The sequence below is a fragment of the Stenotrophomonas sp. 62841_Sma genome (assembly GCF_056482945.1).
Genome location: NZ_CM151224.1, coordinates 4785001 through 4800452, shown reverse-complemented (window position 1 = coordinate 4800452; position 15452 = coordinate 4785001). Strand labels below are relative to the sequence as shown.

The 15452-nt window shown below is 67.8% G+C and carries 12 protein-coding genes; 9 read left to right on the top strand and 3 right to left on the bottom strand.

Features of this window, described 5'->3' with window-relative positions; translation table 11 throughout:
* Positions 1 to 93 precede the first annotated feature (93 nt).
* The 3 genes from ACZK5G_RS22285 to ACZK5G_RS22275 are packed head-to-tail and all read left to right on the top strand — an operon-like array spanning position 94 to position 5648.
* Positions 94 to 1563 carry a DUF3375 domain-containing protein gene (locus ACZK5G_RS22285; protein WP_032130217.1) on the top strand — a complete coding sequence of 490 codons (1470 nt, stop codon included), beginning with the start codon at positions 94 to 96 and terminating at the stop codon, positions 1561 to 1563.
* Complete coding sequence (locus ACZK5G_RS22280) at positions 1550 to 2251, top strand: DUF4194 domain-containing protein (protein ID WP_005411692.1); 702 nt, start codon at positions 1550 to 1552, stop codon at positions 2249 to 2251. Before ACZK5G_RS22285 ends, ACZK5G_RS22280 begins: the two co-directional genes overlap by 14 nt.
* A 16-nt stretch (positions 2252 to 2267) precedes the next feature.
* Positions 2268 to 5648 carry an ATP-binding protein gene (locus tag ACZK5G_RS22275; RefSeq protein WP_478464866.1) on the top strand — a complete coding sequence of 1127 codons (3381 nt, stop codon included), beginning with the start codon at positions 2268 to 2270 and terminating at the stop codon, positions 5646 to 5648.
* A 96-nt stretch (positions 5649 to 5744) separates the two neighbouring features.
* Here the strand turns inward: ACZK5G_RS22275 and ACZK5G_RS22270 are convergent, their stop codons facing one another.
* A complete protein-coding gene (locus ACZK5G_RS22270; protein ID WP_032130226.1) occupies positions 5745 to 6524 on the bottom strand; it encodes a sulfite exporter TauE/SafE family protein in 780 nt (259 codons plus the stop codon).
* Positions 6525 to 6626: 102 nt separating this feature from the next.
* Between ACZK5G_RS22270 and ACZK5G_RS22265 the strand changes: the two genes are divergently transcribed.
* Positions 6627 to 7019: a YchJ family protein gene (locus ACZK5G_RS22265; protein WP_132811068.1), complete on the top strand. Its 393-nt coding sequence runs from the start codon at positions 6627 to 6629 to the stop codon at positions 7017 to 7019.
* A 3-nt stretch (positions 7020 to 7022) separates the two neighbouring features.
* On the opposite strand, the gene ACZK5G_RS22260 is transcribed toward ACZK5G_RS22265, so the two are convergent.
* On the bottom strand, positions 7023 to 8303 hold the full coding sequence (locus ACZK5G_RS22260; protein WP_478464864.1) for a GGDEF domain-containing protein: 1281 nt from the start codon (positions 8301 to 8303) through the stop codon (positions 7023 to 7025).
* Positions 8304 to 8453: 150 nt separating this feature from the next.
* Between ACZK5G_RS22260 and egtB the strand changes: the two genes are divergently transcribed.
* From egtB to ACZK5G_RS22235, 5 genes are all read left to right on the top strand, one after another.
* On the top strand, positions 8454 to 9725 hold the full coding sequence (egtB, locus tag ACZK5G_RS22255; RefSeq protein WP_478466551.1) for an ergothioneine biosynthesis protein EgtB: 1272 nt from the start codon (positions 8454 to 8456) through the stop codon (positions 9723 to 9725).
* Entirely contained in the window at positions 9722 to 10696 is a 975-nt protein-coding gene (gene egtD / locus ACZK5G_RS22250; protein WP_478464863.1) for an L-histidine N(alpha)-methyltransferase, read from the top strand. Before egtB ends, egtD begins: the two co-directional genes overlap by 4 nt.
* A gap of 84 nt (positions 10697 to 10780) precedes the next feature.
* Positions 10781 to 12049 (top strand): lytic murein transglycosylase, encoded by a 1269-nt coding sequence (locus tag ACZK5G_RS22245; protein ID WP_180838002.1) that lies wholly within the window; start codon positions 10781 to 10783, stop codon positions 12047 to 12049.
* Positions 12050 to 12089: 40 nt separating this feature from the next.
* Positions 12090 to 12956: a D-hexose-6-phosphate mutarotase gene (locus ACZK5G_RS22240; RefSeq protein ID WP_478464861.1), complete on the top strand. Its 867-nt coding sequence runs from the start codon at positions 12090 to 12092 to the stop codon at positions 12954 to 12956.
* Positions 12957 to 13005: 49 nt separating this feature from the next.
* The gene (locus tag ACZK5G_RS22235; protein ID WP_478464859.1) at positions 13006 to 13782 is read left to right on the top strand and encodes a DUF2628 domain-containing protein; all 777 of its coding nucleotides are present in this window, start codon (positions 13006 to 13008) and stop codon (positions 13780 to 13782) included.
* Positions 13783 to 13788: 6 nt separating this feature from the next.
* On the opposite strand, the gene ACZK5G_RS22230 is transcribed toward ACZK5G_RS22235, so the two are convergent.
* Positions 13789 to 14976, bottom strand: coding sequence for a benzoate/H(+) symporter BenE family transporter (locus ACZK5G_RS22230; RefSeq protein ID WP_049421023.1), 1188 nt, complete (start codon positions 14974 to 14976; stop codon positions 13789 to 13791).
* Positions 14977 to 15452: the final 476 nt, after the last annotated feature.

The following is a 15452-nucleotide window of genomic DNA, read 5'->3' as shown; positions in this document are numbered from 1 at the left end:
CCGGCCGCTGCGGGCCGGCATGCCCACGGCTGCCCGCGCGGCAGCCGTGCGTGGCGGCTCGTCCCTGTCAGCCCAACAGACCTCTTTCGCTGCATGAAGCATCGCGAACGCATCTCCCGTTACCGCCATCTGCGCGAACAGCCCCAGTGGAAGCTGCTCGCCGCCGACCACGCTCCGGAAATCATCGGCCTGCTGCAGGGGCTGCTGATGGACGGCGAGCGCACGCTGTCCTCGTCGGTGCTCAACGAGCGCCTGCAACGTGCGCTGGACCAGCTCAACGGCGACGAACTGTCGCGCGACCTGCCGCGTACCGCGCAGGCCTACATCGCGCACTGGCTGGCCCAGGGTTGGCTGGAACGCCGTTTGCCCGAGGGCGCAGACCAGGAGCAGTACGAGCTGTCGACCGCGGCGCTGCAGGCCATCCGCTTCGCCGATGGCCTGGAGCAGGCCCGCGTGGCCGCCACCGAAAGCCGGCTGGCGCTGGTCATCGAACAGCTCTCGCAGCTGGCCGCGCAGACCGAGTCCGATCCGGATGCGCGCCTGTCGGCGCTGCGCGACGAGCGCGACCGCATCGACGCCGAGATCGCCCGCGTCGGCGCTGGCCGCGTGATCGCGCTGGATGGCAAGCGCGCGCTGGAACGTGCGCGTCAGATCATCGGCCTGGCCGACGAGCTGACCGAGGACTTCCGCCGCGTGCGCGACGACTTCGAGCAGCTCAACCGCGATTTCCGCGAGCGCATCATCGACGACGAGGGCGAGCGTGGCGACGTGCTGTCGCAGCTGTTCGAAGGCGTGGATGTGATCGGCGAGAGCGATGCCGGCCGCAGCTTCCAGGCATTCTGGCGACTGCTCAACGACGCCGAACAGAGCGCACAGCTTGATGCTGCGCTGGAAGCGGTGCTGGCGCGTGGCTTTGCGCGCCGCCTGGACCGCAACGAGCGCAACTTCCTGCGCGGCTTCACCAGCACCATGCTCGAGCGCGGTGGCCAGGTGCACGATGTGCTGCAGAACTTCGCGCGCAGCCTGCGCGGCTTCGTGCAGAGCCGTGGCTACCTGGAACAGCGCCGCCTCAACCAGCTGCTGAAGCAGGCGCAGTCCGAAGCACTGGCCCTGCGCGACGAGTTCCCCGCACAACGCGGCATCGGCCGTGACCTGCAGCTGACCACCAGCCGACTGCGCTCGTGGTCGCAGTGGAGGCTGCACGATCCACGCAGTGCCCAGGTCGATGGCAACGTCGAATACAACGACGCGGCCGCGATCAGCCTGGAGAGCGTCGGCGATCTGGTCGCTTCGTCCGAAATCGACTTCCGCACCCTGCGCCGCGACCTGCACGACCTGCTCGATGCACAGCCGCGGCTCAGCATCGCCCAGGCCCTGTCGCAGCGCGAGGCGCCGCAGGGCCTGGGCAGCGTCATCGGCTACCTGTCGCTGGGCACGCGCTTCGGCAACGTGATCGCCGGCGAGCAGGAGCTCGCCGAATGGCGTGGTGGCGACGGCCAGATCCGTCGCGCCCGCATCCCGCTGGTTTGGTTTACCCAGGAGAGACGCCATGAGCTGGCATGAAGATCCCATCGACGCAGCGCAGGCCGACGTGGCGGAAGACGCCTACGAGGCCGAGCCGGTGGCGGCCGTGGCGCAGCCCCGCCGTGGCAACGACGTGTACTACCTGGGCGATACCGGACGCCTGCCGCTGGATGCGCGCCGCGCGCTGTGCCAGCTGCTGATCGGCCCCAGCATCGACCAGCTGCGCCACGCCAAGCTGTGGCCGGCGCTGATCCGCAGCGAGGCGGCCATCCGTTCGTCGCTGGCCGACCTGTTCCTGGAACTGGTGCTCGACCGTGACAGCGGTGTGGCCTTCACACGCCAGGCCGATACCGAAGACGTTGATGCGCCGGTGCTGCTGCGCACCTCGCCGCTGACCTTCATCGATTCGGTGCTGCTGTTGTACCTGCGCCAGCAGCTGGCCGAGGCCGATGCGCGCGGCAACCGCGCGGTGGTCGCCGACGCCGAGATGGCCGAAGCGCTGGCCATCTACGAGAAGAACCTGTCCACCGACCGCGCCGGCTTCAACCGCCGCGTCGCCTCGGCGGTGCAGAAGATGAAGGACAACCACATCCTGACCCGCCTCAGCGGCCAGGAAGACCGCCACGAAGTCTCGCCGGCGCTGAAGCTGCTGTTCTCCGCCGAAGACGTGTCCCAGCTTTCGGCGGTGTACCGCCAGCTGCGCGAAACCCCGGCCGCCGAGGCCTGAGAGACCCGACCATCGCATGGCTATCTCCAAGCACACTCCCGCACTGTTCAACGAAGGCCTGCCGGACCCGCGCCTGCAGCAGTTCCGCATGCGCCGCCTGCAGGTGCACAACTGGGGCACCTTCAACGGCCTGACCGAAGTGCCGATCGCCGAGCGCGGCTTCCTGTTCGTCGGCCGTTCCGGCTCGGGCAAGTCGACCCTGCTCGATGCGATGTCCGCGCTGCTGACGCCGCCGGCCATCGTCGACTTCAACGCCGCCGCGCGTGAAGCCGAGCGCAGTGGCCGCGACCGCAACCTGGTGTCCTACGTACGTGGCGCCTGGGCCGACCAACAGGACAGCGGCACCGGCGAAATCGCCACCCAGTACCTGCGCAAGGGCGCGACCTGGACCGCACTGGTGCTGGAATACCGCGCCGGCGATGGCCGCGTGGTCAGCCTGGTGCGCCTGCTGTGGATCTCCGGCAATGGCACCTCGGCTGGCGACGTGCGCAAGCACTACATGATCGCCGAGCGCCCGTTCGACATCGCCAAGGATCTCGGCGGCTTCGACCTGGACCTGCGCAAGCTCAAGCAGAAGCTGTCCGACCTGCATCACTTCGACACCTTCTCCGGCTATGCCGAGCGCTTCCGCGACCTGCTCGGCATCGACAACGAGATGGCGCTGCGCCTGCTGCACAAGACGCAGTCGGCGAAGAACCTGGGCGACCTCAACGTCTTCCTGCGCGACTTCATGCTCGACACGCCGAAGACCTTCGACGCCGCCGAGCGCCTGGTCAGCGACTTCGCCGAGCTCGATGGCGCGCACCAGGCCGTGGTCACCGCGCGCCGCCAGGTGGAAACCCTGCTGCCGGCACGCGCCTACTACAACGATCTGAAAGAGATGCACCGCCAGCGTGGCGACGACGAAGCACTGAAGCTCGGCGTCGACAGCTTCCGCGAAAGCCGCCGCCAGGCGCTGATCGAAGCGCGCCTGCGCGAGATGGACGTGCGTGACCGTGGCCTGCTCGGCGAAGAAGCCCAGCGCCGTGCCGCACTCGACAACCACACCGAGCGCCTGGCCGAACTGGAACTGCAGCGCCGCCAGCAGGGCGGTGAACGCATCGAGGAACTGGAACGCGAGCAGGGCCGCGCCGAAGCCGAGCGCGACCGGCGCAAGGCCAAGCGTGACCAGGCCCAGGAAGCGGCGCAGCAGCTGCAGGCCGAACTGCCCGACGATGCCCATGGCTTCGCCGAGCTGGTCGAGCGCGCGCAGAACGAACTGCAGGACCGCCAGCGTGCCTCGGCGGCACTGGACGATGCGATCAGCGATCGCCTCGGCGGCAAGCGCGACGACGAGCGCCGCTTCGGTGAAGTGCGCAGCGAACTCGAAGCGATGCAGCGCACGCCGTCCAACATTCCGGCGCCGATGCAGAAGCTTCGCGCGCGCCTGGCCGAGGAAACCGGCATCGCCGAAGCGGCGCTGCCCTTCATCGGCGAGCTGATCCAGGTCCGCTCGGAGGAGCAGGGCTGGCAGGGCGCCATCGAACGTGTGCTGGGCGGCTTCGCGCTGTCGCTGCTGGTCGATGACAAGCACTACAACGACGTCGCCGAGTGGGTGAACCGTACCCACCTGGGCATGCGCTTCACCTACTACCGCGTGCGCCGCAACGATGATGCGTTCGCGCGCGAGCCGTCGGCGAAGTCGCTGCTGCACAAGCTGGAGCTGCGCGAGCATGTGTTCGAAAGCTGGCTGCGGCGCGAGCTAGGCAAGCGCTTCGACTACGAGTGCGTGGATGCCAAGCAGCTGCGCAACGTCGACCGCGGCATCACCCGCGAAGGCCAGGTCAAGCATCCGGGCGACCGTTTCGAGAAGGACGACCGCAGCGCGGTAGGCGACCGCCGCCGCTGGATCCTCGGCTTCAACAACCACGACAAGGTGGGCGCCTTCGAGCGCGAAGCACAGGAACTGGCCAAGCGCATCGCCAGCTGCGAGACCGACATCGCGCGCCTGCGCGGCCAGCGTGACCGCGACAACGAACGCCGCCTGGCCTGCCACGAGCTGGTCAGCATCAGCTGGAACGAGATCGACATCGCCGCTCCGCAGCAGCGCCTGAGCGACATCGAGGCCACCCTGCGTGACCTGCGCGAAGGCAATGCCGATCTGGCCAAGCTGGCCAAGCAGATCGACGCCGTGCGCGCCGACATCGAACAATCCCGCCGCACCTATGAGGACGTCCGCGTCGAGCGCGGCCAGCTGGTCAAGGAGCGCGATCGCCTCGACCGCGCCCGCCAGCAGAGCCGTGCGCTGGTGCTGCCGAGCCTGGCCCAGGAGCAGGAAGCCGGCCTCGCCGAGCGCCTGCAGGAGCAGGGCCCGCTCAGCCTGGAAACGCTGGAAGCGCACATGCGCCAGGTCAGCAACGCGCTGAACGAGCAGCTGTCGTCCTCGCAGCAGGACCTCAACCGCATCGAGAACCAGCTGATCGGCTGCTTCCGTCGCTTCATCCAGCAGTGGCCGGAGGAATCGGGCGACTTCACCGTCTCGGTGGCCTCGGCCGAGGACTTCCTCGCCCGCCTCGAACGCCTGGAGCGCGACGGCCTGCCGCAGCACGAAGAGCGCTTCTTCGACCTGCTGCAGAACCAGAGCAAGAACAACCTGCTGGCCCTGCAGCGCCACAGTGCAGAGGCCCGCAAGTCGATCGGCCAGCGCCTGGACGAGGTGAACGCCAGCCTGGAACAGGTGCCGTTCAACCGTGGCACGCTGCTGACCATTGAACTGAGCGACCGCCGCCTGCCGGAAGTCGGTGAGTTCCACCTGCAGCTGCGCGAGGTGCTGTCGCAGCAGCAGACCGAGCAGCGCGAGCTGGCCGAATCGCAGTTCACCGTGCTGCGCCAGCTGGTCAACCGCCTGGGTTCACAGGAAGGCGAAGACAAGCGCTGGCGCGAACTGGTGCTGGACGTGCGCATGCACGTGGAGTTCATCGGCGTCGAGCTGGATGCGGAAACGCGCCAGCAGGTCGAGATCTACCGCAGCGGTGCCGGCAAGTCCGGCGGCCAGCGCCAGAAGCTGGCCACTACCTGTCTGGCTGCGGCGCTGCGCTACCAGCTCGGCGGTGCCGACAGCCAGCTGCCCAGTTACGCCGCGGTCGTGCTCGACGAAGCCTTCGACAAGGCCGACAACGAGTTCACCGCGCTGGCGATGAACATCTTCGACAACTTCGGCTTCCAGATGGTGGTGGCCACCCCGCTGAAGTCGGTGATGACGCTGGAACCGTTCATCGGCGGTGCCTGCTTCGTCGAAATCAGCGGCCGCCACGACTCCGGCGTGCTGCTGATCGAGTACGACGAAGAAGGCAAGCGCCTGAAGCTGCCCGAGCGCAGCCGCCAGCAGGCCAACGAACCGGAAGAAGCCGAGGCCTGACCCGGCCGATTGAATGGGAATGCCGGCCAGCGGCCGGCACTACCCATGGGCGGGGTTCATGACCCGGTAGTGCCGGCCGCTGGCCGGCAACCGCACTCACGCTCCGCGCAACGTATCCCACGCCATCCGCGCGATCAGCACCACCACCAGCCCCACGAACAGCTTGCGGATGAACGGCGTGCCGCCCTTCAGCGCCAACCGCGTGCCCACCACCGAACCGATGATGTTGGCCGCCGCCATCGGCAGCGCGAACAGCCACAGGATGTTGCCGGTCGGCACGAAGAACGAGATCGCTGCAACATTCGTCGCCAGGTTCACCACCTTCGACGCGGCCGACGCGCGCAGGAAATCCAACCCGAAGAAGCGCACGAACAGGAAGATCAGGAAGCTGCCGGTGCCCGGCCCGAAGAAACCATCGTAGAAGCCGATCGCTGCACCGATCGCCAGCGCGATCACCAGCTCGCGGCGGCCGATTTCCTGCGGCCGGTGCAGCGCGCCGAAGTCCTTTTTCCACAACGTGTAGGCCAGCATCGCGATCAGCAGCACCAGCACCAGTGGGCGCACCGCGTCCTTGGGCAGCAGGCTCACCGCGGTGGCCCCGGCGAAGGAGAAGATGAAGGCGGTGCCGGCCGCGAACAGCACCGGCTTCCACGGGAAGCGCACGTTGCGCGCATAGCGCCAGGCAGCCGCACCGGTGCCGAACATCGAACTGAACTTGTTGGTACCGAACAGCATCGCCGGCGTCTGCTGCGGCAGCACCGTGAACAGGCCGGGCAGCTGCACCAGGCCACCGCCACCCACGGCGGCATCCACAAGACCGGCGATGAAGGCGATCACCACCAGCCACCACAACTCAGGGGGAACCAGTTCCAGCACGGCGATCAATCAAGGTGGGGGCGCGACAGCATACGCCTGTCCTGCTTCAGCTGGCCCGTGCCGCGCGTGGATCAATCCCTGCAACCCGGCGACAATGCCGGCATGAGCCGAAAACCCGCCGATCCCTGTCCCTGTGGCCTTCCCGCCGACTATGCCGCCTGCTGCGGCCGTTTCCACGCCGGTGAAGCCGCGCCCGATGCCGAGCGCCTGATGCGTTCGCGCTACAGCGCCTACGTGCGCGGTCTGGCTGACTACCTGCGCCAGAGCTGGCACCCGGACACGCGTCCGGCCGAGTTGACGCTGGATGATGCACCCGGCCAGCGTACCCATTGGCTGGGCCTGACCGTGCACGAGCACACCGTCACCGGTGCTGACAGCGCCGATGTCCGCTTCACCGCGCGCTATCGCGTCGGCGGCGGCAGTGCGGTCAAGATGACCGAACACAGCCGCTTCCAGCGCATCGACGGCCGCTGGTACTACCTCGACGCGGTCTGAGCCCTACACGCTGCGCGCAGCCAGCACGCGCTGGCCGCCGTGCGCGCGCACCTGGTTGCGGCCGCCGTCCTTGGCCACATACAGGGCCTGGTCGGCGGCCTTGACCACTGCCATCGGGCGCGGATCCACATGGCTGTCGGCCAGGCCGATGCTCACTGTCACCTGTACCACCTGGCCGCTGCCACCGCGTCCGCGCTGCTGGCGGCCGGCTTCGTCATCGCGGCTGCGGGTGCTGCGGTCGCGCAGCTGCATGCGGGTCTCCTCGATGCTCTGCCGCAGCGCCTCCACGGCATCCATGCAGGCCGCCGCAGGGCGGTCCAGGAACACCACCGCGAACTCCTCACCGCCATAGCGGAATGCACGGCCACCGTCGCCCACCCGCGCCAGCCGCGAGGCCACCAGGCGCAGTACATCGTCTCCGGTGTCGTGACCATGGGTGTCGTTGAATGACTTGAAGTGGTCCACGTCCACCATCGCGATGCTGTAGGTGCCGCGTGCCCGCTGCAGGGTCTCGTTGAATGCCCGTCGCCCCGGCAGGCCGGTCAACTCATCGCGGAAGGCCATGTGGAAGGACTCCTGCAGCATCGCGCCCAGCATCAGCAGCAGGGCGGCGCTGCTCAGCGCCGGCAGCAGCACCGGCTGCAGGAAGATCCGCGGCAGCATCCACCACAGGCACAGCAGGGCCAGCAGCATCGCCGTGTGCAGTGGCCGAGGATGCCGCCACGCCTGCCAGCCCAACGCTGCGGTCGCCAGCAGGAACAGCAGCGCCGGCAGCTGCGCCAGCGCGTTCCAGTCGGCGGGAATCCAGGCCCAGTGACGGTTCGACAGCAGATCGTGCATGCCGCGCGGCTGCTGTGTGGCTAGCAGCAGGAAGATCATCACCGCGGTGCCGATGGCAATACCGCGCAGCAGCAGGTCCTGGCGCCGCCGTCCGCGCTCCGGCCACAACGCAAGGCCGGCAGACAACAGCGGCAACCAGGCCGAGATGGCGTGGAAGCGCAGCGGTGTCAGCGTGGTGACATGGCCATTGCGCAGGTAGCCAGCGACGTCCTGGTGCAGCAGCGCGAACATCACCGCCACAAGCATCAGCAGGCACAACGTGCGCACCTGGTGGTAGAGCAGGGCCAGGCCGGCACCGAGGCAGGCCAGCAGCCAGGGCAGGATGCGCTGCGCCGGGCTGGCCACGTCTGCGGTATCCAATGCGGTCCACACCACCACGGCAACCAGCACGGCAGGCAGCACGAACAGGTAATGCGCAGGCTGGCGGAGCGGATGCAGGGGCAAGCAGGAATTCCAGCGCGGTGACGACGCGGCCGCAGCATTGCCGTTAGCGGCGTTCGTGGTGGCTTCTTGAATGCGGCAGGCTCATCCATGTGAACGAAGTGACGCCGAACCATGACGTCGCACTCACCGTCCAGCGCCGATGCTGCCCACATGGACAGCGTACCCGCCGCCGTCGCTGCCCCGCAGCACGATCTCGCCCGCCAGTTCGCCCATGTACGGACGCGCAGCCTGCAGTTGGCCGCGCCGCTCAGCGCCGAGGACGCCATGCTGCAGAGCATGGCTGACGCCAGCCCGAGCAAATGGCACCTGGCCCACACCACCTGGTTCTTCGAACGCTTCGTGCTGGCGGGCTTCGGCACCGCGCCAGCGCATGACCCGGCCTGGGACTACCTGTTCAACAGCTACTACAAGAGCATCGGCCCGGCGCATGCGCGGCCACAGCGCGGGTTGCTGTCGCGGCCCTCGCTGCAGCAGGTGCGCGACTACCGCCAGCAGGTCGATGCGCAGGTGCAATCGCGGTTGGCGGCGGGCGATCTCGATGAACAGGCACTGCAACATCTGCAGCTGGGCCTGCAGCACGAGCAGCAGCACCAGGAACTGCTGCTCACCGACATCAAGCATGCGTTCTGGTGCAACCCATTGCAGCCCGCCTACCGCGAGGACCTGCAGCCTGCCACCAGCGCTGCCAGTGCGCAGGGCTGGATCGAATCACCCGAGCGCATCGTCACCGTCGGTGCTGCAGCCTGGCCGCAGCACACCGCGTTCGCCTACGACAACGAATCGCCAGCGCACCGCGTGCTGCTCCCCGCGCACGCATTGGCCGAGCGTCCCGTCAGCAATGCCGAGTATCGGGCCTTCATCGACGCCGGCGGCTACCGTGAACCGCGCTGGTGGCTCAGCGAAGGCTGGGCGCTGCGCGAAGCCGAGGGCTGGCAGCACCCGCTGTACTGGGATGACGCCCTGCAGCGCGAGTACACCCTGGGCGGTTGGCGCGAACTGGATCCGCACGCGCCGGTCTGCCACCTCAGCTACTACGAGGCCGATGCCTGCGCCCGCTGGTCCGGCGCGCGCCTGCCCAGCGAGTACGAATGGGAAGCCGCCGCTGCGTCGCAGCCGCTGCGCGGCCATTTCGCTGACGACGACCGGCTGCATCCGCTGGCAGCGCAGGGCAGTGGAATACGGCAGCTGTTCGGCGATGTCTGGGAGTGGACCCACAGCGCGTATGGCGCCTATCCGGGCTTCCGTCCCTTCGCCGGCAACCTCGGTGAGTACAACGGCAAGTTCATGTGCGGGCAGTGGGTGCTGCGTGGCGGCAGCTGCGCGACACCCCGCGGCCATGTGCGCGCCAGCTACCGCAACTTCTTCATGCCGCCGGCGCGCTGGCAGTTCTCCGGGCTGCGCCTGGCCAGGGACCTCACATGAGCACCGTGCATGACGCGCTGCAGGCATTGACCGATCTCACCCCCGGGCGGCAGCAGATCCTCTCCGACGTAGTGGCCGGACTCTCACGTACGCCGCGGCAGCTGCCGTCCAAGTACTTCTACGATGCGCGTGGCTCGCGCCTGTTCGAGCAGATCACGCAGACCCCCGAGTACTACCCCACGCGCACCGAGCTGGCCCTGCTGAAGCGTGTGCTGCCGGACATCGCCCGCAGCGTTGGCCCGCGTCTGCACGTGGTGGAGCTGGGCAGCGGCAGCGGACGCAAGACCGCGCTGCTGCTGGCCGCACTTCACGACCCGGTGGCCTATACGCCGATTGAAATCTCGCGGGCCGCGCTGCTGTCCAGCATCGATCATCTGGCGCCGGCGTTGCCGGAGGTGGAGATGCTGCCGGTCTGTGCTGACTTCACCCGCCCCGTCGCCGTTCCCATGCCCGAGCGCGAACCCGCGCGACGGCTGCTGTTCTTCCCCGGTTCCACGCTGGGCAACTTTGAAGGCGAAGACGCGGTCGCACTGCTGCGGGCGATGCGCCAGACGATGGGCCGCGACGGCCTGGCCCTGGTCGGCATCGATCTGCACAAGGACCCGGCGCTGATCGAAGCGGCCTACAACGACGCGCAGGGTGTCACCGCCGCGTTCACTTTCAACCTGCTGGCCCGGCTCAATCGCGAGATCGGCAGCGACTTCGACCTCGACGGCTTCCACCACCGTGCCTGCTACAGCACCGCGCGGTTGCGCATCGAAACCGATCTGGTCAGCCGCTGGGCGCAGGATGTGCATCTGGACGGCCGCGCCTTCCACTTCGCCGCCGACGAACCGATCCGTGTGGAGTACAGCCACAAGTACACCGACGACAGCTTCGAGGCGCTGCTGCAGCAGGCGGGCCTGCAGGTCACGCAGCGCTGGAATGCCGACAGTCCCGCCTACGGCCTGCGCCTGCTGCGTGCCATCTAGGGCGGCCGGCCAGCCGGTACCCCTTCAGGTTCTGCAGCACCGCTACCCCTAAGATGGCCGTGCAACGGCAACACGGAGGACGCCATGCCCATTCTGACCACCCTCGGCCTGGCGGCCGCTCTCGCCTCGCCCCCCGCGCTGCCTGCAGCACCGGATGCCAGCGTCGATCCGGCCTTCAGCCGCTGCCTTTCGGGCCTGCAGGCCACGGCCGCCAGCCAGGGCATCAGCGCCGAGCGCTTCAACGAAATCACCGCCGGCCTCACCCCGGACCCCAGCGTGCTCGGCCTGCTCGACGCGCAGCCGGAATTCACCACGCCGATCTGGGACTACCTGGCCGCGCTGGTCGATCGCCAGCGCGTGGCTGATGGTCGCGCCATGCTGCAGCAGCATCGCGACCTGCTCGATCGGGTGTCGGCGCAGTACGGCGTCGATCCGGCCACCATCGTCGCGGTCTGGGGCGTGGAGAGCGACTACGGCCGCGTGTTCGGCAAGCGCCCCCTGCTGCAGTCACTGGCCACGCTGTCCTGCGCCGGCCGTCGCCAACCCTTCTTCCGCGGTGAATTGCTGGCACTGCTCAAGCTGATCGACCGCGGCGACCTGCAGGCACAGGGCCTCACCGGTTCCTGGGCCGGTGCCTTCGGGCATACGCAGTTCATGCCCAGCACCTACGCACGCATCGCCGTGGACGGTGATGGCGATGGCCGCCGCGATCTGGTCGGCAGCATTCCCGATGCGCTGGCCTCCACTGCCAACTACCTCAAGCGTGCCGGCTGGCGCAGTGGCGAGCCGTGGGGCATGGAAGTTCTTGTTCCCGCTGGCTTCAACGCCAGCCAGGCCGGACGTACCCAGCGTCGCGCCCTGGCCGACTGGCGTGCGCAGGGCCTGACCGCGCTGGATGGCAGTGTGCTGGCTCCGGCCAACCTGCCGGCGGATGCGCGCGCCGCCCTGCTGCTGCCGGCAGGGATCAAGGGTCCGGCGCTGCTGGTGTTCCGCAACTATGACGCGATCTACAGCTACAACGCCGCCGAAAGCTATGCGCTGGCGATCGCCACGCTGGCCGACCAGCTGCGTGGTGGCAACGGGCTGGCTACCGCCTGGCCGACGGATGATCCCGGCATCGGCCGCGATGAACGCCGTCAGCTGCAGACCCTGCTGCTGGCGCGTGGCCACGACATCGGTACCGCCGACGGCATGATCGGTACCGCCACCCGTCGCGCGATCCAGTCCGAGCAGCAGCGCCTGGGCTGGGCCAACGCCGATGGGCGTGCCGGCCAACGCATCCTGCGCGCGCTGCAGGAAGAGGCGGCCGCCATCGCACCCGCTGCGCAGAAGGCCTTGCCCCAGGCACGCTGACCGCGACATCATCGCCGCGGTCTTCAAGGAGCGTCATCGCATGCAGTCGGATCCGGACATCAGCAGCGGCCTGTATCACGGGCTGGAGGCCTGGCACGTGCGCACCCCCAGCGCGACGGCGGTCATCAGCGTGTTCGGCGGACAGCTGCTGTCGTTCATTCCCGATGGGCAGCCCGATGTACTGTGGCTTTCGCCCACGCGCGCCGAGCTGCCCACGCCCATCCGCGGTGGCGTCCCTGTGTGCTGGCCGTGGTTCGGCCGCCAGGGCCAGAACAATGATGTGCCCGCGCATGGCCTGGTGCGCACCGCGCGTTGGGAGCTTCTGCAGGCCAGCCAGAGCGATGACGGTGAGGTCGAGCTGCAGTTGGCACCTGCACCCTGCGCCGATCCCGGCCTGCGCCTGCAGATGCAGTTGCGCATCTGCCGCCAGCTGCGTCAGCAGCTCGTCACCGAGAACACCGGAACCTCGCCGGTGACCTTCACCCAGGCCCTGCACAGCTATTTCCGGGTGGGCGATGCCAACCAGGTCGAGGTCGAGGGCCTCGATGGCCTGCAGTACCTGGACAAGTACGAGGACTATGCGCAGCTGCGCCTGCAACAGGGACCGTGGTCATTGCGCGATCCGCGTGACCCCGGTCGCAGCGATCGCATCTATACCGGTGCCGGCGGCCATTACGTGCTGCGTGATCCCGTACTGCAGCGGCGGATCGAGATCCGCAGCGAAGGCAGCCAGACGCTGGTGGCCTGGAATCCCGGTGCGGAGGCGGCAGCGAAAATGGCCGATGTCGGCGATGGCTGGCACGATTACGTTTGCCTGGAAGTGGCCAACGCAGGCCCGGAGCAGATTACGCTTGCGCCGGGTGAGCGCCATCAGCTGGTGCAGACCCTGGCCAGTACCGCGCTGTAGGCGCTGGCAGCGGTTTCAGTTTGTCGATGCAGTAGCAAGGACGGAAAACATGCAGGAAGCACAATGGTGGTACGCCAATGGCAGGCAGAGCAGTGGGCCGGTGGATCTGGCCGGTCTTCGCCAGCTGCAGCGGGAAGGAACGGTCACGGCGCGAACGCTGCTCTGGTGCGAGGGCATGCCCTCCTGGCGGCCGTTGGCGGAGCTGGATCAGGCCTCAACGCAGGTCGAGGTGGCTCCGGTCCTGGATATCGACGCAGCGCCTGCGGCTGAGGGCATTGCGCCGAGCGTCGGCGATCCGTCCGACCCCTATCGTGCGCCGGTCGCTGCACCGGATGTGGCTGCGGCTGCCGGGCTGGAGGGCGAGATGGCCTTGTACGCCAGCGTGGTCGGTGGCAATTTCCCGATCTATCGCCAGCGCTGGCGGCTGGATCAGGGCGGCATCGCCACGGGCAGTGGCACCTGGCACTGGCCGGCATTCCTGCTCGGCCTGATCTGGATGATGTACCGCAAGATGTACCGCCTGGCGGCGATGTGGGCTGGCCTGCTGCTGCTGATCAGCGTGGTGGAGACCTTGCTGGATGTGCCGGATGGCCTGTCACTGGTCATCACCTTCGCGCTCAGCATCACCACCGGCATCTTTGGCAACAGCTGGTACCTGGCACACTGCCAGCGCCTGATCGCCCAGGCCCGTGCCGTCACCGGCGGCGATGACGCACGGCTGCGCAGCGAGCTGACCGCGCGCGGCGGCACCAGCGTGGTCGCCACACTGATCGCCATCGTCATCGCGGTGGTGCTGAGCACCGTCGGCGCCGCATTGGCGGGATAGGGCAGGTCAGCGTCCCTGGCGGGGCCGCAGTACTACCAGGCACAGCGCACCGGCCACCAGGCCCCAGAACGCCGAGCCGATGCCGGCCAGCGAGACGCCCGAGGCGGTCACCAGGAAGGTGACCAGTGCCGCCTCGCGGTCCCGCTCTACTGCCAGCGCACTGGCCAGGCTGTTGGCGATGGTGCCGAACAGCGCGATACCGGCCACGCAGGCCACCAGCTCTTTCGGGAACGCCGCGAACAGTGCGGCCACGGTGGCGCCGAACAGCCCGACGACAATGTAGAAGGCGCCGGCCGCCATCGCTGCGGTATAGCGTCGTGCCGGGTCCTCATGCGCATCGCGGCCCATGCAGATCGCTGCGGTGATTGCCGCCAGGTTCAGTGCGTATGCACCGAACGGTGCCAGCAGCGTATTGACCACACCGATCCAGCCGATCAGCGGCGACACCGGGGCGTCGTAGCCGGATGCGCGCATCACCGCCACGCCCGGAATGTTCTGCGAGGCCATGGTGACCACGAACAGGGGCAGGGCGATGCCAGCCACTGCAGTCCAGGACAGGGATGGGGTCACCCATTGCGGTACAGCCAGTTGCAGCTGCACCTGCTGTGCGTGCAGCAGGCCACGGCTGGCCGCCACCGCGATGCCGACCAGCAGAGTGGCGATGACCGCATAGCGCGGGAACAGGCGGCGTCCGCCCAGCCAGGTGGCGAACATGGCCAGCGCCAGCACCAGTTGGGTGTTCATGGCCACGAACACGTCCAGGCCGAAGCGCAGCAGCACCCCGGCCAGCATGCCGGCGGCCAGCGCCATCGGCACCCGCTGCATCAACCGGGCGAAGATGCCGGAGAAGCCTGCCAGCATGCCAAGCACCGCAGCGAGCAGGAATGCACCGGTGGCTTCAGCGAGCGAGGCACCGCCTGCACCGACCACCAGCATCGCCGCGCCCGGGGTTGACCACGCGGTCACCACCGGCACGCGATAGCGCAGCGACAGCCCGATGCAGGTGACACCCATGCCCAGTCCCAGTGCCCACATCCATGAGGCGATCTGTGCCTGGTTGGCACCGACGGCTTGTGCAGCCTGGAACACGATGACGGCCGAACTGGCGAAGCCGACCAGCACAGTAATGAAGCCGGCAACGAGGGCCGGTACTGAAAGGTCGCGCCACCACGCTTGCCGCACCTGCATGTTCATTGCCGTCTCTCCACTGTGCATCCGTGCATTGATAGCCCTTGTGGCGTTGACCGCGCAACGCGCGGTCAACGCCACAGTGATCTTCGAGCGTATGTCATGCGTGATGTTGCGTTGGTTCTGTCATCACCCTGCAAAAAAATGCTTGACGAAATCCGCAAGATCTCTAGAATTCGCTCCCTTGCTGCAGCGCACCGCTTCTTCGGAAACGGCACGCAGACAGCAACGCCACCACCGCCGAACGAGATGATCGAACGAAGGTGTTGACGGACTCGAAAAGTCCGGCATAATAGGCGGCTCGCAACGACGAAAGGCCTTCGGGTCCAACGACGAAGCGGCATCGGCAACAACGTCCACTCCGGTGAGACGGCCTTGAAAAAAGGTGTTGACGAAGCGGAAAAGCCGGCTATATGGGCGGCTCGCTACGAAGGAAACTTCGCAGCACACGGGAACGGCGCTGAGGCCACTTCCCCGGATCT

Excerpts from the sequence above, each read along its gene's own strand:
- ACZK5G_RS22265 (WP_132811068.1), top strand. The coding sequence starts at position 6,627 with ATGAGCCGAAAACCCGCCGATCCCTGTCCCTGTGGCCTTCCCGCCGAC.
- ACZK5G_RS22245 (WP_180838002.1), top strand. The coding sequence starts at position 10,781 with ATGCCCATTCTGACCACCCTCGGCCTGGCGGCCGCTCTCGCCTCGCCC.
- ACZK5G_RS22235 (WP_478464859.1), top strand. The coding sequence starts at position 13,006 with ATGCAGGAAGCACAATGGTGGTACGCCAATGGCAGGCAGAGCAGTGGG.
- ACZK5G_RS22285 (WP_032130217.1), top strand. The coding sequence starts at position 94 with ATGAAGCATCGCGAACGCATCTCCCGTTACCGCCATCTGCGCGAACAG.
- ACZK5G_RS22275 (WP_478464866.1), top strand. The coding sequence starts at position 2,268 with ATGGCTATCTCCAAGCACACTCCCGCACTGTTCAACGAAGGCCTGCCG.
- ACZK5G_RS22230 (WP_049421023.1), bottom strand. The coding sequence starts at position 14,976 with ATGAACATGCAGGTGCGGCAAGCGTGGTGGCGCGACCTTTCAGTACCG.
- ACZK5G_RS22280 (WP_005411692.1), top strand. The coding sequence starts at position 1,550 with ATGAGCTGGCATGAAGATCCCATCGACGCAGCGCAGGCCGACGTGGCG.
- egtB (WP_478466551.1), top strand. The coding sequence starts at position 8,454 with ATGGACAGCGTACCCGCCGCCGTCGCTGCCCCGCAGCACGATCTCGCC.
- ACZK5G_RS22240 (WP_478464861.1), top strand. The coding sequence starts at position 12,090 with ATGCAGTCGGATCCGGACATCAGCAGCGGCCTGTATCACGGGCTGGAG.
- egtD (WP_478464863.1), top strand. The coding sequence starts at position 9,722 with ATGAGCACCGTGCATGACGCGCTGCAGGCATTGACCGATCTCACCCCC.